General features: G+C 67.2%; 17 protein-coding genes. 4 read left to right on the top strand and 13 right to left on the bottom strand.

All coding sequences use genetic code 11. The annotated features are described in order from the left end of the window. Positions 1-52 precede the first annotated feature (52 nt). From AB4120_RS22225 to AB4120_RS22200, 6 genes are all read right to left on the bottom strand, one after another. Entirely contained in the window at positions 53-2,989 is a 2,937-nt protein-coding gene (locus AB4120_RS22225) for a ribonucleoside-diphosphate reductase subunit alpha (protein ID WP_441642837.1), read from the bottom strand. Between the two features lie 518 nt (positions 2,990-3,507). Further along, the gene (gene ampD, locus AB4120_RS22220) at positions 3,508-4,110 is read right to left on the bottom strand and encodes a 1,6-anhydro-N-acetylmuramyl-L-alanine amidase AmpD (RefSeq protein ID WP_149137383.1); all 603 of its coding nucleotides are present in this window, start codon (positions 4,108-4,110) and stop codon (positions 3,508-3,510) included. After that, a complete protein-coding gene (locus AB4120_RS22215; RefSeq protein ID WP_149137382.1) occupies positions 4,103-5,755 on the bottom strand; it encodes a sigma-54-dependent transcriptional regulator in 1,653 nt (550 codons plus the stop codon). The genes ampD and AB4120_RS22215 overlap by 8 nt, the downstream gene beginning before the upstream one ends. Positions 5,756-5,786: 31 nt before the next feature. Further along, positions 5,787-7,832, bottom strand: coding sequence for a sensor histidine kinase (locus AB4120_RS22210; RefSeq protein ID WP_149137381.1), 2,046 nt, complete (start codon positions 7,830-7,832; stop codon positions 5,787-5,789). Continuing rightward, on the bottom strand, positions 7,829-8,116 hold the full coding sequence (locus tag AB4120_RS22205) for a PP0621 family protein (RefSeq protein WP_149137380.1): 288 nt from the start codon (positions 8,114-8,116) through the stop codon (positions 7,829-7,831). The genes AB4120_RS22210 and AB4120_RS22205 overlap by 4 nt, the downstream gene beginning before the upstream one ends. 29 nt (positions 8,117-8,145) lie before the next feature. Next, positions 8,146-9,108: a cytochrome C assembly family protein gene (locus AB4120_RS22200; RefSeq protein ID WP_441642836.1), complete on the bottom strand. Its 963-nt coding sequence runs from the start codon at positions 9,106-9,108 to the stop codon at positions 8,146-8,148. A gap of 115 nt (positions 9,109-9,223) precedes the next feature. On the opposite strand from AB4120_RS22200, the gene ffh reads away from it, so the two are divergent. Next, positions 9,224-10,627, top strand: coding sequence for a signal recognition particle protein (ffh, locus tag AB4120_RS22195; protein WP_144201312.1), 1,404 nt, complete (start codon positions 9,224-9,226; stop codon positions 10,625-10,627). Positions 10,628-10,667: 40 nt separating this feature from the next. Next, entirely contained in the window at positions 10,668-11,210 is a 543-nt protein-coding gene (locus tag AB4120_RS22190; RefSeq protein ID WP_149137379.1) for a hypoxanthine-guanine phosphoribosyltransferase, read from the top strand. A 42-nt stretch (positions 11,211-11,252) separates the two neighbouring features. On the opposite strand, the gene AB4120_RS22185 is transcribed toward AB4120_RS22190, so the two are convergent. From AB4120_RS22185 to AB4120_RS22175, 3 genes are read right to left on the bottom strand one after another with little or no spacing between them, the layout of a single operon-like run. Next, positions 11,253-12,179 carry a 2OG-Fe(II) oxygenase gene (locus AB4120_RS22185; RefSeq protein ID WP_441642835.1) on the bottom strand — a complete coding sequence of 309 codons (927 nt, stop codon included), beginning with the start codon at positions 12,177-12,179 and terminating at the stop codon, positions 11,253-11,255. Continuing rightward, a complete protein-coding gene (locus tag AB4120_RS22180; RefSeq protein ID WP_441642834.1) occupies positions 12,176-12,931 on the bottom strand; it encodes a lytic transglycosylase domain-containing protein in 756 nt (251 codons plus the stop codon). Before AB4120_RS22180 ends, AB4120_RS22185 begins: the two co-directional genes overlap by 4 nt. Before the next feature lie 32 nt (positions 12,932-12,963). Beyond that, complete coding sequence (locus tag AB4120_RS22175; RefSeq protein ID WP_441642833.1) at positions 12,964-14,685, bottom strand: proline--tRNA ligase; 1,722 nt, start codon at positions 14,683-14,685, stop codon at positions 12,964-12,966. 185 nt (positions 14,686-14,870) lie between these two features. Between AB4120_RS22175 and AB4120_RS22170 the strand changes: the two genes are divergently transcribed. Then, positions 14,871-15,581 carry an RNA pyrophosphohydrolase gene (locus tag AB4120_RS22170; RefSeq protein ID WP_441642832.1) on the top strand — a complete coding sequence of 237 codons (711 nt, stop codon included), beginning with the start codon at positions 14,871-14,873 and terminating at the stop codon, positions 15,579-15,581. Further along, positions 15,574-16,137, top strand: coding sequence for a CNP1-like family protein (locus AB4120_RS22165; protein WP_149137374.1), 564 nt, complete (start codon positions 15,574-15,576; stop codon positions 16,135-16,137). Before AB4120_RS22170 ends, AB4120_RS22165 begins: the two co-directional genes overlap by 8 nt. A gap of 107 nt (positions 16,138-16,244) precedes the next feature. On the opposite strand, the gene proB is transcribed toward AB4120_RS22165, so the two are convergent. The 4 genes from proB to rplU form a co-directional block, all read right to left on the bottom strand. Further along, positions 16,245-17,363: a glutamate 5-kinase gene (gene proB, locus AB4120_RS22160; protein WP_441642831.1), complete on the bottom strand. Its 1,119-nt coding sequence runs from the start codon at positions 17,361-17,363 to the stop codon at positions 16,245-16,247. A gap of 75 nt (positions 17,364-17,438) precedes the next feature. After that, positions 17,439-18,554: an Obg family GTPase CgtA gene (gene cgtA, locus AB4120_RS22155; RefSeq protein ID WP_149137372.1), complete on the bottom strand. Its 1,116-nt coding sequence runs from the start codon at positions 18,552-18,554 to the stop codon at positions 17,439-17,441. Positions 18,555-18,650: 96 nt separating this feature from the next. Beyond that, positions 18,651-18,911, bottom strand: coding sequence for a 50S ribosomal protein L27 (rpmA, locus tag AB4120_RS22150; RefSeq protein WP_061955320.1), 261 nt, complete (start codon positions 18,909-18,911; stop codon positions 18,651-18,653). A 53-nt stretch (positions 18,912-18,964) separates the two neighbouring features. Then, positions 18,965-19,276 (bottom strand): 50S ribosomal protein L21, encoded by a 312-nt coding sequence (gene rplU, locus AB4120_RS22145; protein WP_006576525.1) that lies wholly within the window; start codon positions 19,274-19,276, stop codon positions 18,965-18,967. Positions 19,277-19,696 lie beyond the last annotated feature (420 nt).

Below are 19,696 nucleotides of genomic sequence, written 5' to 3'. Positions count from 1 at the left end.
TCCCGCAAGCGGGCGAGGGGTGTAAACCGTTGGGGGGCTTGTTACGTCTTGCTTACTGGCAGGCTTCGCACTCGTCGAAGCCGGGGTCGCCCGGGCGCATGGTGCAGACCGCGCCTTCGGCTTCCGGCATGGCCGGGGCCGAGGCGGCGGCGGCTTCCAGCGCCGACACGCCACCGTCGCTGCCCGACGACACCGCGTTCAGCGAGCCGCGCGACACCGTGGACTTCTCCACGTGCGTGGCCGCCATCGTGCGCAGGTAGTACGTGGTCTTCAGGCCGCGCAGCCAGGCTTGCTTGTAGGTATCGTCCAGCTTCTTGCCCGACGCGCCAGCCATGTAGATGTTCAGCGACTGGGCCTGGTCGATCCACTTCTGGCGGCGGCTTGCGGCCTCCACCAGCCAGCTCGGCTCCACCTCGAAGGCCGTGGCGTAGATGTCGCGCAGGTCTTGCGGAATGCGGTCGATGCGGGCCAGCGAACCGTCGAAGTACTTCAGGTCCGCCACCATCACTTCGTCCCACAGGCCGCGCGCCTTGAGGTCGCGCACCAGGTAGTCGTTGACCACCGTGAATTCGCCCGAGAGGTTCGACTTCACGTACAGGTTCTGGAAGGTCGGTTCGATGCAGGCCGACACGCCGATGATGTTCGAAATGGTCGCGGTCGGGGCGATCGCGATGCAGTTCGAGTTACGCATGCCATGCTGCTTGATGCGGGCGCGCAGGCTGTCCCAGTCCATCGAGGAGGACATGTCCACCTCGAGGTAGCCGCCGCGCTCTTCGGCCAGCAGCTTGAGCGAGTCCTGCGGCAGGATGCCACGGTCCCACAGCGAACCCTCGTAGGTGCTGTAGCGGCCACGTTCCTGCGCCAGCTCGTTTGATGCCTCGTAGGCGTAGTAGCAGACCGCTTCCATCGACGTATCGGCGAACTTCACCGCGGCGTCGCTGGCGTACGGCGTGCGCAGCACGTGCAGGCAGTCCTGGAAGCCCATGATGCCCATGCCCACCGGGCGGTGGCGCAGGTTCGAATTGCGCGCCTTCTCCACCGCGTAGTAGTTGATGTCGATCACGTTGTCGAGCATGCGCATCGCGGTGCGGATGGTCTTCTGGAGCTTGGCGTGGTCGAGCACGTGGGTGCCGTCGGCCTGCTGCTTCAGGTGGGCCACCAGGTTCACCGAACCCAGGTTGCACACGGCGATTTCGCTCTCGTTCGTGTTCAGCGTGATTTCCGTGCACAGGTTGGAGCTGTGCACCACGCCCACGTGCTGCTGCGGGCTGCGGATGTTGCACGGGTCCTTGAACGTGATCCACGGATGGCCCGTCTCGAACAGCATGCCCAGCATCTTGCGCCAGAGCTGCACGGCCGGCACCTTCTTGAACAGCTTCAGTTCGCCGCTGGCGGCGCGGGCTTCATAGCCCAGGTAGGCCTGCTCGAACGCCTTGCCGACCTTGTCGTGCAGGTCCGGGCAGGTGGCGGGCGAGAACAGCGTCCATTCGGCGTTTTCCATCACGCGCTTCATGAACAGGTCCGGAATCCAGTTGGCCGTGTTCATGTCGTGGGTGCGGCGGCGGTCGTCGCCGGTGTTCTTGCGCAGCTCGAGGAATTCCTCGATGTCCAGGTGCCACGTCTCCAGGTAGGCGCAGACCGCGCCCTTGCGCTTGCCGCCCTGGTTCACGGCCACGGCCGTGTCGTTCACCACCTTCAGGAACGGCACCACGCCCTGGCTCTTGCCGTTGGTGCCCTTGATGTGGGAGCCCAACGCGCGCACGTTGGTCCAGTCGTTGCCCAGGCCGCCGGCGAACTTCGACAGCAGCGCGTTTTCCTTGAGGGCTTCGTAGATGCCTTCCAGGTCGTCCGACACCGTGGTCAGGTAGCACGACGAGAGCTGCGAGCGGCGCGTGCCCGAGTTGAACAGCGTGGGCGTGGACGACATGAAGTCGAACGACGACAGCAGCTGGTAGAACTCGATGGCGCGGGCTTCGCGGTCGCGCTCTTCCAGCGCCAGGCCCATGGCCACGCGCATAAAGAAGGCCTGCGGCATTTCGATGCGCTGCTCTTCGATATGCAGGAAGTAGCGGTCGTACAGCGTCTGCAGGCCGAGGTAGTTGAACTGGAAGTCGCGCGAGGCGTCCAGCGCGGCGCCCAGGCGGGCCAGGTCATACGTGGCCAGCTTCTCGTCCAGCAGCTCGGCGGCGATACCGCGTGCGATGAACTTCGGGAAGTACTCGGCGTAGCGCGAGGACATTTCGGCCTGCGTCACTTCGCCGCCGAGGATTTCCTTGCGGATCGTGTGCAGCAGGATGCGCGCGGTGACCTGGCTGTAGTCCGGGTCCTTCTCGATCAGGGTACGCGCGGCCAGGATGGCGGAGTCGTACACCTGCGTCAGCGGCACGCCGTCATACAGGTTCTTGAGCGTTTCCTTCAGGATCGGCTCGGCGCTCACGCCCTTGCCCAGGCCGCTGCAGGCGGTGTCGATCAGCTCGTGCAGCGCGGCCAGGTCCAGCACGCGGGTCACGCCGTTGTCGGTCACGTTGAACGCGACGCCCTGTTGCACGCGCGCCACGGTCTGCGCATTGGCCTGCGCGCGCTCCTGGGTGCGCTTCTCGCGATACAGCACGTAGGCGCGGGCCACTTCATGCTCGCCCGAGCGCATCAGCGCCAGTTCCACGTGGTCCTGCACGTCTTCGATATGGAAGGTGCCGCCGTTCGGGCGGCTGCGCAGCAGCGCGCGCACCACGTTCTGGGTGACCTGCTCCACCAGCTCGCGCACACGCGCGGAGGCAGCGCCCTGGCCGCCGTTGACGGCCAGGAAGGCCTTGGTCACGGCGACGGCAATCTTGTTCGGCTCGAACGCCACCACGGCCCCATTGCGGCGGATGAGCTTGTAGTCCTGATAGTTGGCGCTGGCAGCGGCGGGGGTCTGCTGCGACGTACCGGCGGCGCCGACAACGCCAGCCGATCCCGTGATTTGTTGTTCGTTCTGGGCCGTTTGCATGAGGTAACTCCTGTTTTAACCCTTGTAATGAAGTGACAAAGTCCCTAGCAAAATGCGCTTCAGAAGACACTCGACACCGGTTTTGCCGGGGCGAGAACCAAACTGCACAGGCGTTCATTCTGCTAGGGACTCTTGCGATACCGCCGGCCGCGTCACTACTGTGGCGCCGGCGTCGCAATCCGTTGCGGCGCTGGCTTCACACCTCGGCCGGTTCCCCGGTAGTACCACTAGATATAGTGGTCACTGCGAAAAACTGGGCTAAGTATAGTGAAACGAATCGGAAAGACCAGTCTTGACAAGTCCGCTGCCCCGCTGGGGACCGGGTGTGCGGCAGCGCCACATTCCCGCAAGCCGCGCTACGCCAAGGGATGGCGGCGGCCCGTGCGCCACCGCACAAATTTTCTAAAATTTTTTAATCGTGGCGAGTCGCCGATAGGCGGCCCAAGTGTGGGGATTTCACATCGCTGTCACGCCGGCGAATGCCTGAATATGAGGCATCGTGCACAAGGGGGTGGCGGTCAGGAACCCCGCCGATAAGGCAGCAGCGCTGGCGTCACATTGGCCAGTCTGGCGAAGCGGTCCCAGTCGAAATGGGGGCCGGGGTCGGTCTTGCGACCCGGGGCGATGTCGCTGTGGCCGGCGATGCCGGTGATCGGGTAGGTCGTGCGCAGGGCGGCGACGATGCGTGCGGCGGTCTCATACTGGCCCAGGGTGAAGGGCTGGTCGTCGGCGCCTTCGATCTCGATGCCGATGGAGAAGTCGTTACAGCGCTGGCGGCCGCAGTAGGCCGATTGGCCGGCGTGCCAGGCACGTCGCGTACACGCCACAAATTGCACCAGTTCGCCCTCGCGGGTGATCAGGAAATGGGCGGAGACGCGGACGTCGCGGATGGTCTCGAAGAACGGGTGGCGGGCGATGTCGAGCCGGTTCTGGAAGAAGGCCTCGATGTCGCCCGTGCCGAACTGGCCCGGCGGCAGGCTGATGTTGTGCAGCACCACCACGTCCACGGGCATGCCGTCGGGGCGGGCGTCGAAGTTGGGCGATGGCACGCGGCGCGCGGCCGGCACCCAGCCGTCAGCGCCGGGCAGCCAGTCTGCGGCCACGTCAGCCATCTCAGCCATTGCGGCCCTCGCCTTCCGCCATCGACTCGCTGTCGTCACGCCCTTCCCGGCCATCGCGCCCTTCGCGTTCGTCGCGGATCTCCAGTTGCTGGATGCGGTAGCGCAGCTGGCGGAAGTTCAAACCCAGTAGCGGCGCGGCCGTGGTGCGGTTGAAGCCGGTCTGGCGCAGCGCGCGCAGGATCAGCTCGCGCTCCAGGGCCTCGAGCCGGGCAGGCAGGTCGATCGGGAACGTGACGTCGCGCAGCGCATCGACCATCGGATCGATGGATGGCTGGGGCTGGGGCTGCGGCGGCGCTTCCGCTGTGGCACCACCCGCCGCTTCCGGCGCCGTCAGGCTGGCTGCCGACCATGCCGGGCTGCCCCAGGTCTCATAGCCGGTTGGCGCGGTCTCCGCCACAGGCGCGGGCGCGCCTTGCAGCGGGCTCGCGCGATCCACGCCGGCTTCGAGCGGACCGAGGTCCGCTACCTCGATCTCGTCCGATTCGGCGAAGGCGTAAGCGCGTTCCAGCAGGTTTTCGAGTTCCCGCACGTTGCCGGGGAAGCGGTATGCCGCCAGCCGCGCCAGCGCCGGGCCGGACAGGCGGCGCGGCCGCGCATCGCCATAGCGCACGGCCAGGTGTTCGAGGATGACCTGCGCCAGCACCGGAATGTCCTCGCCACGCTCGCGCAGCGTCGGCATGCGCAGCTCCAGCACGTTCAGCCGGTAGTACAGGTCCTGGCGGAACGAGCCGGCGGCGACCATCGCGGCCAGATCCTTGTGGCTCGCGCACATCACGCGCACGTCCACGGTGTCTTCCCGACTGGCGCCGATCTTGCGCACACGCCGCTCCTGCAACGCGCGCAGCAGCTTCACCTGCATGGTCAGCGGCAGGTCGGCCACCTCGTCCAGCAGCAGCGTGCCGCCGTGCGCGGCGTGGAAGAAACCGCCGCGCTCGGCATCGGCGCCCGTGAACGCGCCCTTCACGTAGCCGAAGAATTCCGACTCCATCAGCGTCTCGGGAATCGCCCCGCAGTTCACGGCCACGAACGGGTGCGCGGCGCGCGCGCTCACGGCATGGATGGCACGCGCCGCGCGCTCCTTGCCGCTGCCCGACTCACCGCTGATCACCACCGGCGCCATGCTGCGCGCCAGCCGCGACAGCGAGCGGCGCACCTCCTGCATGGCCGGGGACAGCCCCGGCAGCAGTCCGGCGGCGCGGTCGGCGGCTTCCGCCGCCTCGACAGCCTCGGCGCTGCGCGCGCCGCCCTCGGCGGGGTTACGCTGCTGGCGGCCCAGCGCGTTCAGGATCAGGGTGCGCAGCTGGTCGAGCGAGACCGGCTTGGCGATGTAGTCGAACGCGCCGGCCTTGAGCGCATCGACGGCATTGTCGGCGCTGCCGTAGGCGGTGATCACGGCCACCGGCGTGCGCTCGGGCGAAGCCGACAGCTGCCGCACGATCTCGATGCCCAGCCCGTCGCCCAGCCGCATGTCGGTCAGCACCAGGCTGTAGCGGCGCTCCGCCAGCCGCAGCCGCGCCTCGGCCAGCGAGCCGGCCATCACCACGTCGTGCCCCATGCGGCGCAGCGAGATGTCCAGCAGCTCGCGCAGGTCGGCCTCGTCGTCGATGACGAGTATCGGATCGGGAACGGGCGGTCTGGCGGACATGGCGTGGGGGTTGGGTTGCGGGGGCGGCGGATCAGGCCTGGGCGGCCTGGGCGGCCGGTACGACATCGGGCGTCTCGATCCGCATCGTCAGCACAAATGCCTTGGCCGGCAGTGTATCGCGAGCGCCGGGCCCGAGCAGCCCTGTGCGTTCCAGCAACGGTTCCAGCGCGATGGTGCCGTAGCGCACCTGGGCGTCATTGGCGCCGCACAGCTCGCGCGCCATGAACAGGCCCAGCCCGGTGCCCTGCGCGTTGCTGGTGAAGAACGGCTCGAACAAGCTGCGCTGCTGCTCGCGCGTGACCTCGGCGCCGTCGTTCCAGACGATGAGTTCGGCGTGGTGCTGGTCCAGCGCATGGGCCAGCAGGCGGATGGCGCCGGGCAGCCGGCTGCAATAGCGCCAGGCATTGTCGAGCAGGTTGCCGAGCACCTGCTGCAACTGCGCGGCATCGAAGATCACCGGGCGTTGCAGGTCTACGGCGAGGCGGATCGCATTGACGTTGATGTCGGCACGCGGGCCGCCGCGCGAGCGCATCTCCAGCCGCCAGCGCTCCACGATCTCGGGCAGCGCCTGGCCCAGCTCCACCGCGCTGTGGCCGGTGCGGGGGCGGCGCGAGAGCTGGAGCACATCGGACACCACCTGATCGAGCCGGCGCACGTTGTCGCTGATGATGCGCAGCAGCCGGGCGTCGATATTGCCCTCGCCCGCCCCGGAATCGGCCAGCAGTTCGTTGGCCTGGCTGATGGCCGCGAGCGGGTTGCGGATCTGGTGCGCCACGCTGGCCACCAGTCGGCCCATGCCGGCAAGTTTCTCCTGCTGCACCTGCTCGGCAATCCGTTCCCAGCTTTCGATGTGGACCAGCACCGTGTCGCGCATCTCGCTGCGCAGCAGCGTCTCGTCCTCGGGGCTCCAGGCCATGGCCTCGTTCTGGGCGATGGCCAGGCGCAGCCGGGCCGCGCCTTCGGGCGACATGTCGTTCCAGCCGACGGTATCGAGCGCGCTGGGCGTGGTCAGGGCCCCGCCCAGCGTGGACCGCAGCCCGGCCAGCCCCGGCAGCACGAAGCGCAGCCGCAGGCGGGTATGCAGCATCGGCCCGCCCAGCGCCGAGGGGCGCGACGGCAGCGGCAGCAGTTGCAGGATGCGCGGCACATCGTCATTGGTCTGGATCCAGTCGCGCAGCATTTCCATCAGCGGCTGCAGGCGCGGAATGCGGCGCAGGTCGAACAGCACCTTGTCGCGCTCGCCGGCGCGCACCTGCCCTTCCCGGATCCGCTCGTGCGGCTGCACGCCCAGCAGCACCACGGCGGCGGGGTTGGCAGCCACCACCACGCCGTTGGCGCGCACCAGCATCACGCCATCCTGCATATCGTTGACCATGAGCCGGTTCACCAGCTGCTGCAGGCGCAGTTCCCGCTCGCGCGCCAGCGCAATCTGCTCCTGGGCGATCTGCCGGTTGGCGAGCATGTACATCACCAGCGCGGCGATCATGAACACCAGGCCGAACAGGCCGGAGCCGAGCAGGTTGGCATCGGCCTGGCGCGCCAGCAGCGTCTGCACGAACGGCTGGCCCATCACTACCAGCGCCGACACCGCCGCGGTGAACAGCGCGAACATCAGGCTGGTCAACGCCCCGGCCTCGAGCGCCGGCAGCAGGAAGATCATGGCGAGCCCTTCGCTGTGGCTGCCCAGCCGGCCCACCACCGCGAAGATCCCGGCCAGCAGCGCCAGGTCGACCATCACCTGCACGCGCACCCGCACATGGAAATGGCGACGCCACAGCGTGCCCACCAGCGTGACCATGGCGATGCAGAGGTACGGCACCACCACCGGCAGCGCAGCGGCCATGCGCGGATTGGCGGCCAGGGTGGCCGCGGCGCCGGCGGCCACGCCGACATCCGGCGCGGCGCGCTCCAGCGGCAGCCACACGTAGCCCACCAGCAGCAGCGCCACGGCCGCGCGGGTCCAGCAGAAATAGCGCAGCAGGCGCCAGTGGAACTCAGGGGGCTCGGGCTGGCGCCAGAGCTCGACCAGCACGCGCCAGCCGTTCAGGCGGGACCAGGCCGAGCGGCGCGAGGTCATGGGCGCGCGTCGGTATCGCCGTGGCCGGACATCTCCGAGCCGTCGGGCAGATGGCTGCGCCGGCAGTAGTGCAGGCCGTTCCAGCCGATGGCCTCGCCGCGCGGCAGGTGCACGCCGCACTGGGCGCACTGGACCATCGGCTCGGACGCCGCCGCGCCATCGGCCTTGCGCTGCGCCGGGCCCGGGCGGGCGGGCGGCTCGTGCGCGTCGCGGGCGGCCGCGCGCTGGCGCAGCCACCAGATGATCGCCAGCACGACGGCCAGCAGGAGGAAGATTCTTGCCATGGGGCGATGACGATCAGGGGATCAGGGGGTCAGGAGAGGCGGTGCAGCACCACTTCGATCACGAAGCGGCTGCCCACGTAGGCCAGCAGCAGGATGCCGAACGAGGCGATGACCCAGCGCAGGGCGGTGCGCCCGCGCCAGCCCCGGAAATGGCGGCCCGCCAGGATGCCGCCGAACATTAGCCAGGACAGGATCGCGAACACGGTCTTGTGGTCCACGCGGAACGCCCGCGCGAACAGCTGCTCGGAGAACAGGAAGCCGGACAGGATGGTCAGCGTCAGCAGCACGAAGCCCGCCCCGATCAGCCGGAACAGCAGCTTTTCCAGCGTCAGCAGCGGCGGCAGCAGGTCCAGCCAGCGGCCCAGCCATTGCCCGGACGACGCATCGGCGCTGCTCGGCCGGTTGAAGCCATGGAGCCGGCGCTCCGCCAGCAGCATCAGGAAGGCGTGGAACGCCGCCAGCGTGAACAGCCCGTAGGCCACGTTGGCGATGACGAAATGCAGCTTGAACAGCGGCCGCGCGGCGTAACCGAGGATCTGCGCGCCCGGGAAGGCCAGCGGCATCAGGCCGGCCAGCATCGCCACCGGAAAGACGATCAGGCCGAGCCCGGCCAGCGAGAAGAAGAAGCTTTCGATCCAGTAGATGCCCACGCCCAGCCACAGCATGGCGGAGAGCGCGAAGGCGAAGCCGAACATCATGCGGTCCGCCGGGAAGATGGTCTCGTGCAGCAGGATGCCGTGGCTGACCAGCGCGCCGAGCACCACGGCGTGCCACCATGCGGGCTGGCCGTCGGCGCGGCCTTCGCCGGGCGGCGCCATCAGCACGGCCGTGGCGGCGCCGGGGCGCCCGCCGGGGCCGGGATGGCCGGGATGGCCCGGATGGCCGACAGCCCCCCCGCCGGCGGCCGCCAGGCGGGGGTTGCGCGTTGCCCAGCCGTGAAAGGCCAGGCCGCAATAGAGAAGTGCCGTCAAGGCATACAGTACAATGGCCATTTGCGCAGTTTACCCTAGGGCCTGTCCCTCGTGCCCTTGTCCGTGATGCCTCACGACAACGCCACGCGCGCGCCCCATCCACGCCGAATCACGAGCCGAACTCCTCCCCACTGCCATGCTGGATAACCTCACACAACGCCTGGCGCGGGTCGTCAAGACCATGCGCGGCGAGGCCCGACTGACCGAGGCCAACACCGCCGAGATGCTGCGCGAAGTGCGCCTTGCCATGCTCGAAGCCGACGTGGCACTGCCCGTGGTGCGCGAGTTCGTCGCCCGCGTCAAGGAAAAGGCGCTCGGCGAGGAAGTCGTCAGCAGCCTCACCCCGGGCCAGGCCCTTGTCGGCGTGGTCCAGCGCGAGCTGACCGCGGTCATCGGCGGCGACGAAGCCGTCGACCCCAAGCCGGGCGAGCAGAAATCGGGCGAACTGAACCTGAACGTCCAGCCGCCAGCAATCATCCTGATGGCCGGCCTGCAGGGCGCGGGCAAGACCACCACCTCCGGCAAGCTCGCCAAGTGGCTCAAGGAGAACAAGAAGAAGAAGGTGCTGACGGTGTCGTGCGACGTGTATCGCCCCGCCGCCATCGCCCAGCTGCGCACCGTGTCCGAGCAGGTTGGCGCCGACTTCTTCCCGTCCGAGCCTGACCAGAAGCCCGTGGACATCGCCCGCGCGGCGCTGGACTGGGCCCGCAAGCACTACCACGATGTGCTGATCGTCGATACGGCCGGGCGGCTTGGCATCGACGAGGCGATGATGCAGGAAATCGCCGCGCTGCACGCCGAACTGAAACCGGTGGAAACGCTGTTCGTGGTGGACGCCATGCTCGGCCAGGATGCCGTGAACACCGCCAAGGCGTTCAACGACGCGCTGCCGCTGACCGGCGTGGTGCTGACCAAGCTCGATGGCGACGCGCGCGGCGGTGCCGCGTTGTCTGTACGTCACATTACGGGCCGTCCGATCAAGTTCGTGGGCGTGGGCGAGAAGCTCGACGGCCTGGAGCCGTTCTACCCTGACCGCATGGCCCAGCGCATCCTGGGCATGGGCGACATCCTCGCGCTGGTGGAGGAAGCCCAGCGCGGCGTGGACATGGACGCCGCCGAGAAGCTCGCCAAGAAGATCAAGAAGACCGGCGGGTTCGATCTGGAGGATTTCAAGGCGCAGATCGGCCAGATGAAGAAGATGGGTGGCATCGGCAGCCTGGTGGACAAGCTGCCGGCCCAGTTCGCCCAGCAGGCGCAGGGCGCCAACATGGATCAGGCCGAGAAGTCGGTGCGCCGCATGGAGGGCATCATCAACAGCATGACTGCCGCCGAGCGCGCCAAGCCGGAACTGATCAAGGCCAGCCGCAAGCGCCGCATCGCGGCCGGCGCCGGCGTGCCGGTGCAGGAAGTGAACCGCCTGCTGAACCAGTTCGAGCAGATGCAGGGCATGATGAAGAAGCTCAAGGGCGGCGGCATGATGAAGATGATGCGCCAGATGGGCGCGATGAAGGGCGGCATGAAGGGCCTGTTCAACCGCTAAGCACCGGCCGGACTCCACAGATATAAAGGACAGAGACATCATGATGACCGCAGACCAGGCCCGCGAACTCTGGGCCAGCTCCGAGGAAATCGTCAGCGCCGCCGAAGTGCAGGAATCGCTGGACCGCATGGCCGACGACATCACCGCGCGCATGGGCGATGCCTTCCCGCTCGTGCTGTCGGTGATGGGCGGCGCGGTGGTCTTCACCGGCATGCTGCTGCCGAAGCTCCAGTTTCCGCTGGAATTCGACTACATCCACCTGTCGCGCTACAACAACAAGACGGTGGGCGGCGAGATGCAATGGCGCGTGGCGCCGCGCGAATCGGTCAAGGACCGGGTGGTGCTGGTGCTGGACGACATCCTCGACGAAGGCGAGACCATGGCGGCCATCCGCGAGCGCATCCTGGACATGGGCGCCAAGGAATTCCACGCCGCCGTGCTGTGCGAGAAGACCCTGGCCAAGGCCAAGCCGATGCATCCGGACTTCTGCGGCTTCAAGGTGCCGGACCGCTATGTCTTTGGCTGTGGCATGGATGTGAAGGGCTACTGGCGCAACCTCGGCGCCATCCGCGCGCTGGTCTGATTCCCGGACTGGCCTGATACGGCGCGCGGCCGTCCGTCGGACTCAGCTTCCGACCCGGTACGGCCGCTCGCGCAGCCACTTGGTGGCAATCCACTTCTCCCCCGACACCACCGGCATGCCGCCGTGCAGCGTGCGGTCGTCCAGCGTGCCGTCCGGCAGCCTGTAGCTGAAGAACACCGCATTGCCCTTGACCGGGGCCACATCCAGCCCGATACGCGGGAAGGTGGTGGCGCCGCCGGCGGGCGTGCTGTTCAGGTAGATCACCAGCGTGGCCACGCGCTGGCCGCCCACGGCCATCTGGCGTGCCTCGCCCGGATTCTTCGGATTGAAATAATCGTAGTGCGGCTGGTATTCGGCGCCGGGCTTGTAGTTGAGCACCTGGAAGCCCTCGCCGTGCTCCATCGGCACGCCGGTCACGGCGGCGATGCGCGCCTCCAGCACTTCGAGCAGCGGGTGCTCGCCGACCTGGAACATCGCGCCGGTACTGGTGCGGGCCTCGTGGACGTTCTCGTCGCCCGTGGCGGGATTGACCACGGACGAGCGCTGCATGCGGTCACGCGAGAGCGCCACCATGGCGTCGCACTCGGCCTCGCTGAGCAGGCCCTGGAGCAGCATCACGCGCGGCGCCTCGATGCGGAACAGCACCGGGATGTCCCGGCCCGCGTCACGGATGGCGTTGCCGGCGGGGTCCGGGCCCACCATGTCCGACTTCGGCCGTGCCCTGGCGGCGGGCGCCTTGGTGGCACCGGCGGCATCGGCGGCGGCCGGGTGCGGCTGGCCCAGCGCGTCAGCCACCATCGCCCGGGCGAAGGTGGCATCGTAGCCGGCGCGCTGCATCGACAGCACCAGCGCATCGGCGTTGAATCCCTGCTTGATATGGCGGGCCAGCCAGCGCTCCAGCTCCGGCGAGGAGGCGTGGTAGCCCTGTTTCCCGGCGGCCCCGGCATCGGCGCGGGAGTCGAATGTCATGACGGATTGGCCAGTCGCTGCGGCGAAAACGGGTTGCGCGCGGGAGACTCCGGCGGCAGGCGGCGCGAGGCGGCCGGGGCCGGCACGGTGGCCGCGCCCGGGTCGCCGGCGATCGTCACCGTCGATTCCGAGTACTGCCAGCGCTTCCACGCCCCCAGCACGGCGTTGGGGTACTCCGGGCGGCCACGGCTGCCGTTGTAGCGGCCGAGCGCCAGGAAGAGGTCGCCGTTCTCGCGGTCCAGGTAGTGGCGCAGGATGGTGCAGCCGTAGCGCAGGTTGCTCTGGAGGTGGAACAGCTTGCGCACGTCGCCATCGCCGATGGTGCGCACCCAGAACGGCATGACCTGCATCAGCCCGCGTGCATCGGCCGAGCTGATCGCATATTTCCGGAATCCGCTTTCCACCTGGACCAGCCCGAGCACCAGCGACGGCTCCAGCCCGGCCCGCTTGGCCTCGTAGTAGACCGTCTCGATCAGTTCCACGCGGATCTGCGGCTCGGGAATCCGGGATTCGAGCCGGCGCGACATCTCGCCCAGCCACTTCAGGTAGCCGAGCCGCTCGCCGCCCGAGGCGAACGCCGGCCGGACTGGCCGGCCATCGGCAATGGCTGCCGCCAGCGCGCCGCGCACGGAGTCGGCCAGCGCCTCCTCCTTCTGCGCCCCCGCATGGGCCGTGGCCGCCGCAACGGCCAGCAGCAGGCCGCCGGCCAGCGTGGACCAGCGGCGGGGGGTGGACAGGCGTGACGCGCGCATCGGCTTCCTTTTCCTTACATAAACAGCGGATTTCAGCTGGCCAGCTGGCTGCGCACATGGCCAACCACGTCGGCCACGGCCACCGGGGTGGCCTGGGCGTCGCGGCGGCCCTGGTATTCGACCTTGCCTTCCTTCAGGCCACGGTCGCCCACCACCACGCGGTGCGGCACGCCAATCAGTTCCCAGTCGGCAAACATCACGCCGGGGCGCTCGCCACGGTCGTCCAGAATCACATCGACACCGGCCGCCAGCAGTTCGGCATGGATGCGGTCGGCTTCCGCGCGCACGGCTTCGTTGCGGTCGTAGCCGACCGGGCAGACCACCACCGCAAACGGGGCGATGGCGGCCGGCCAGATGATGCCGCGCTCATCGTAGTTCTGTTCGATGGCAGCGCCAAGAATCCGCGTCACGCCAATGCCGTAGCAGCCCATCTGCATCGGCTGGGTCTTGCCGTTCTCGTCGAGGTAGGTGGCGCTCATCGACTCCGAATACCGGGTGCCGAGCATGAACACGTGGCCCACCTCGATGCCCCGGCAGATCTCCAGCGTGCCGCGTCCGTCCGGGGAGGCGTCGCCGGCCACCACGTTGCGCAGGTCCGCCACCATCGGCTCGGGCAGGTCGCGGCCCCAGTTCACGCCGGTGTAGTGGTAGTCGCGGTCATTGGCGCCACAGCAGAAATCGGCCATGTTGGCCACCGTGCGGTCCGCCACCAGCTTCACCGGCTTCTTCGTGCCGATCGGGCCGAGGTAGCCGGGGGGGCAGCCGAAGGTGTCGACGATCTCGTTTTCGGTCGCAAAGCGGAAATCGAGCAGGCCGGGCACCTTCGACGCCTTGACCTCGTTCAGTTCGTGGTCGCCACGCAACAGCAGCAGCCAGATCTCGGCGCCGGCGTTGGTGTCCTTGGCCAGGACGATCGACTTCACCGTGCGCGCCAGCGGCATGTTCAGGAATTCGGCCACATGCTCGCACTTGGCCTTGCCCGGCGTGTGGGTCTTGGTCATGGACTCGGCCGGCGCGGGGCGGGCGGCGGCCAGCGGCAGGGCCTCGGCAGCCTCCATGTTGGCGGCGTAGTCCGAGGTGGGACAGTAGACGATGGCGTCCTCGCCGGTATCGGCAATCACGTGGAATTCGTGCGAGCCCGAGCCGCCGATGGCGCCGTTATCGGCCGCCACGGCACGGAATTCCAGGCCGAAACGCTGGAAGATGCGCGTATAGGTGTCGTACATGTTGCGGTACGACGCCTTCAGGCCGTCCAGGTCGCGGTCGAAGGAATAGGCGTCCTTCATGGTGAACTCGCGGCCGCGCATGATGCCGAAGCGGGGCCGGCGCTCGTCGCGGAACTTGGTCTGAATCTGATAGAAGTTGACCGGGAGCTGCTTGTAGCTGCGGATGTCGCTGCGGGCGATGTCCGTGACCACTTCCTCGGAGGTAGGCTGCATGACGAAATCGCGCTCGTGGCGGTCTTTCAGGCGCAGCAGCTCGGGGCCCATCTTGTCCCAGCGGCCGGTCTCCTGCCAGAGTTCGGCCGGCTGGATCACGGGCATCGACAGTTCCAGGGCGCCGGCGCGGTTCATTTCCTCGCGGACGATGTTCTCCACCTTGCGGATCACGCGCAGCCCCACCGGCATGTAGCTGTAGATGCCGGCGCCGACCTTTTTGATCATGCCAGCCCGCATCATGAGTTTGTGCGACACGATTTCCGCGTCGGCGGGGGCTTCCTTGAGGGTGGAAATGAAGAATTGCGAGGCTTTCATCCGTTGCTTTCTCGTGAGTCGGGCAGTGCCCGGCAGCGCCGGCCTGGCCAGGCGCGGCATTTCATTTGGCGGGACGCGCCGGAAACTGCCCTTCCCGCTCGGGGAAAACCAGCATTCCCGGCGTCAGGCCGACCCGCGCGCTTCCTTTATAATCGACGTAATTCTAAAGGATTCGAGGTGCAGTCATGCTCGATCGTGAAGGCTTTCGCCCGAACGTCGGCATCATCCTCATCAACGCACGTAACGAGGTTTTCTGGGGCAAGCGAATCGGCGAACACTCCTGGCAGTTTCCGCAGGGCGGCATCAAGTACGGCGAGACGCCGGAACAGGCCATGTACCGCGAGCTGCAGGAAGAAGTCGGCCTGCTTCCGGAGCACGTCAGGATCGTCGGTCGCACGCGCGACTGGTTGCGTTATGAGGTGCCGGACAAGTTCATCCGCCGCGAAATCCGCGGCCACTATAAGGGCCAGAAGCAGATCTGGTTCCTGTTGCGCATGGTCTGCCGCGATTGCGACATCCACCTGCGTGCCACGGACCATCCCGAATTCGACGCCTGGCGCTGGAGCCAGTACTGGGTGCCGCTGGACGCGGTCATCGAATTCAAGCGCGATGTCTACCAGATGGCGCTGACCGAGTTGTCGCGCTTCCTGAACCGTGGCCGCGCGCCGCTGAGCCCCTACGGCACCCATGGCCACCATGGTTTCCACGGGAATCACGGCCACCCTGGCCACAACGGGCACCATGGCGGCGAAAGCCGGCATGGGGACGCGCCACGCCCGGAGCAGCCAGTGACCGTGTCCGGTGCCGTGCCTGAGACCGCCGCCACGGCGATCCAGGAAGCCGTGCCCGCTTCGCCGGCCAGCCCGGCACCTACCCAACGGAGTTCCGATGACTAGTTTCACCGGCCGGCGCGTACGCGCCGGTCTGTTGCTCGCCGCAGCCTGCCTGGCGCTGGCCGGCTGCAAGACCACCAGCAAGGGCCTGCCCGAGGAAGAGTCCGCCTTTGTCAATCCGTTCGAGGAAAGGGCCTTCAAGGAGTCCGAGATCGGCCTGCCGCCGCTGCCCAAGGAAGCGGACCTGATTCCGTTCTCGGTCAACGGCAGCGGGGATTTCCGCTTCGCGGTGGACAGCAAGTCCATCAGCGTGGGCCCGGACAGGGTGGTGCGCTTCACCGTGGTCATCACCAGCCCGGGCGGCGGCCGCAACGTGAACTACGAGGGCATGCGCTGCGACGCCTTCGAGCGCAAGCTTTACGCCACCCTGCCACAGGGCGCCACCGAGTGGATTCCGAACCGCGCTGACGACCGCGACACCTGGAGCCGGATGCAAACCCGCTCCCGCAACGCCTACTCGGCCACGCTGGCGACCGATTTCTTCTGCGAAGGCCGCACCGTGGCCGGCAGCCCGGAGAAGATGATCAAGGACCTGCGCGCCTACGCGCCCAGCCGCTAAGCCGCCAACCCGGCACCCCGGCAAGGCTGGAATGCAAAACGGCGAGGCCCCTGGGGCCTCGCCGTTTTGCTTGGTCTTGCCTTGTTTTGCTTCAGGCCTCGTTGAAATCAGACGAGTACGAGGTTGTCCCGGTGAATCAGCTCCGGCTCGTTCAGGTGGCCCAGCACCGATTCGATCTCGGACGACGGCTTGCGGGCAATCAGCCGCGCCTCGGCGCTCGAATAATTGGTGATGCCGCGCGCCACCTCATGGCCGGCCGGGCTCACGCAGGCGATGACCTCGCCACGCGCAAATTCGCCCTGCACTTCCACCACGCCAATCGGCAGCAGCGACTTGCCGCCGCTGGTCAGCTTCTCCACTGCGCCAGTGTCGATGACCACCCGGCCACGCAACTGCAAGTGATCTGCCATCCACTGCTTCCGCGCGGTCAGGCGGCCCGTCGGCGCCAGCAACTGGGTGCCGATGGCCTCGCCTTCGGCCAGCCGGCCCAGCACGTCGGCCTCGCGGCCCGAGGCGATGGTGGTGTGCGCGCCGGACTTCGCCGCGCGCTTGGCCGCCAGAATCTTGGTCAGCATGCCCCCCCGGCCGATTGACGACCCGGCGCCGCCCGCCATGGCTTCCAGCTCCGGCGTACCGGCCAGCGCCTCGTCCACGAAGGTGGCGTTCGGGTCCTTGCGCGGATCGGCGGAGTACAGCCCGCGCTGGTCGGTCAGGATGACCAGCGCATCGCCTTCGATCAGGTTGGTGACGAGCGCGCCCAGCGTGTCGTTGTCGCCGAACTTGATTTCGTCGGTCACGACCGTGTCGTTCTCGTTGATGATCGGCACCACGCCGAGCGAGAGCAGCGTCAGCAGCGTGGAGCGCGCGTTCAGGTAGCGCTCGCGATCGGCCAGGTCGGCGTGGGTCAGCAGCACCTGGGCGGTGCGGATGCCATAGCGCCCGAACTGACTCTCATAGACCTGGGCCAGCCCCATCTGCCCAACGGCGGCGGCGGCCTGCAATTCGTGGATTTCCTTGGGCCGGCGCACCCAGCCCAGGCGCTGCATGCCCTCGGCGATGGCGCCGGAGCTGACCAGCACCACCTCCTTGCCGGCGCCGCGCAGCTTGGCGATCTGGGCCGCCCAGCGCGCGATGGCGTCGTGGTCCAGCCCCTTCCCATCATTGGTGACCAGGCTCGAGCCTACCTTGACGACGATGCGTTTTGCCTGGGCGATAACCGATTGCATGGCGAGGATCCTGTCTCCGGGTGCCGGGGGTGTTCTGGTTATTTTGCGGTGCTGGCTGGCCCTCGCCGCAAGGCGTCAGGCCTGGTTGCCTTGATCGCCGGCGCCGGCATCGGGCGCCACGTTGTGCAGGCGGTCGTCCAGGCGGATGTCGGGCTCGGCCAGCGCGGCGGCCTCTTCGGCCTTGATCGCGGCCAGGTGGTCCTTGATCGCATAGATCAGCTCGCGGCATCCCTCGCCGGTCAGCGCCGAAATGTGGAATACCGGTCCCTTCCACTTGTAGCGCTTGACGAAGTCCTTCACGCGCGCAGCACGCTCTTCATCGGGCACCACGTCGAGCTTGTTCAGCACGAGCCAGCGCGGCTTCTCGTACAGCGTTTCGTCGTACTTCTTCAGTTCATTGACGATGGCGCGCGCCTCCGCCACCGGATCGACGTTCTCGTCGAACGGGGCGATGTCCACAATGTGAAGCAAGAGCCCTGTGCGCTGGAGGTGGCGCAGGAACTGGTGGCCCAGCCCGGCGCCTTCGGCGGCGCCTTCGATCAGGCCGGGGATGTCCGCCACCACGAACGACTGCTCGTGATCCACGCGGACCACGCCCAGGTTCGGATGCAGCGTCGTGAACGGATAGTCGGCCACCTTGGGCCGCGCGTTCGAGATATGCGAGATGAACGTCGACTTGCCCGCGTTCGGCATGCCGAGCAGGCCCACATCGGCCAGCACCTTGAGTTCGAGCCGCAGCATGCGGCGCTCGCCGGGCTTGCCGTCCACCTGCTGGCGCGGCGCACGGTTGGTACTCGACTTGAAGTGGAGGTTGCCCCAGCCGCCCATGCCGCCTTCGGCCAGGCACACGGTCTGGCCGTGCTCGGTCAGGTCGGCGATGACCTCGCCGGTGTCCATGTCCATGATCAGCGTGCCGACCGGCATGCGCAGCGTGACGTCCTCGCCGGCAGCGCCGTAGCAGTCCGAGCCACGGCCGTTCTCGCCGTTACGCGCCACGTGCTTCTTGGAATAGCGGTAGTCGATCAGGGTATTGATATTGCGGTCGGCCTGCGCGAACACGCTGCCGCCCCGCCCGCCGTCACCGCCATCGGGGCCACCGAAGGGCACAAACTTCTCGCGCCGGAACGACGCACTCCCGTTGCCGCCATTGCCGGCAATCGCCTCGATTCGGGCTTCGTCGATGAACTTCATATTGGTCTTCCCAGATGGATCGGGCCGGCTTTATTCATGCCAGAAATGAAAAGGCCCCGCAAGTGTTGCGGGGCCTTCGGGCTGCAAAGGCTGTTATCAGGCCGCCGGAACGACGCTGACTTGCTGCTTCTTGGCAGCGCCCTTGACGGCGAACTGCACGTGACCGTCCACCAGTGCGAACAGGGTGTGGTCCTTGCCGATACCCACGTTGTCACCAGCGTGCACGCGGGTGCCGCGTTGGCGAACGATGATGCCGCCGGCGTTGATGGCCTGGCCACCGTACACCTTCACGCCCAGACGCTTCGATTCCGAATCACGGCCGTTCCGCGTGGAACCGCCGCCTTTTTTCTGTGCCATGTCTTAACTCCTGTTTACCTGATTGCGTTGAATGCCTGATGTCCGAGCAATGCTCAGGCAACGATGGCTTCGATGCGCAGTTCGGTGTAATTCTGACGATGGCCCTGGCGCTTCTGGTAGTGCTTGCGACGGCGCATCTTGAAGATCTTCACCTTGTCGTGACGACCTTGGGAGATCACGGTAGCCTTGACGGAAGCCCCGCTCACCAGCGGCGTACCAAACTTGATTTGGTCGCCGGCGCCCACTGCGAGCACCTGGTCCAGCGTGATTTCTGCGCCAATGTCTGCCGGTATCTGTTCTACTTTAAGTTTTTCGCCAGCAGCAACCTTGTATTGCTTGCCGCCGGTTTTTACGACCGCGTACATTGTCGAACCTCTCGATGTGAATGAAACGTTGAATGCTGCCCCGGTATCTCACGGGACCGGCGCCGTTTCGTGCGCCGACTTGCTGCTTTGCCGTCCGGCGATTCACCCGTATACAGCGCAAACCAACCGAAGGAACCGGCGATTGTAGACCAGTTTTCCAGAAAGCGCAAAGGGCGTGCTACGGAAAGGTCAAAGAAAAGCCAACGGAAACAAATAGATAGCCCGCCGGAGCGTTGCGCAGCGGCGACTGGCGCACTTCGCGCCGGGGGTGCGGGTCAGGTCAGGTCGGCGAGCAGGAACCCGGCAAGGGCGGCAAACGCCACCCACCAGGCAGTGCGGCGGACCTGCCGACGGGAGGCAGGGACCTTGTTCATGCCGTCATTATAGAGAGGCGCCGCCCCTTCCGGGCCGCTCCGGCCG

The organism is Cupriavidus sp. 2KB_3, from assembly GCF_052115685.1.
GTDB classification, from domain to species: Bacteria; Pseudomonadota; Gammaproteobacteria; order Burkholderiales; family Burkholderiaceae; genus Cupriavidus; species Cupriavidus campinensis.
This window is presented reverse-complemented; position numbering and strand designations above follow the sequence as displayed.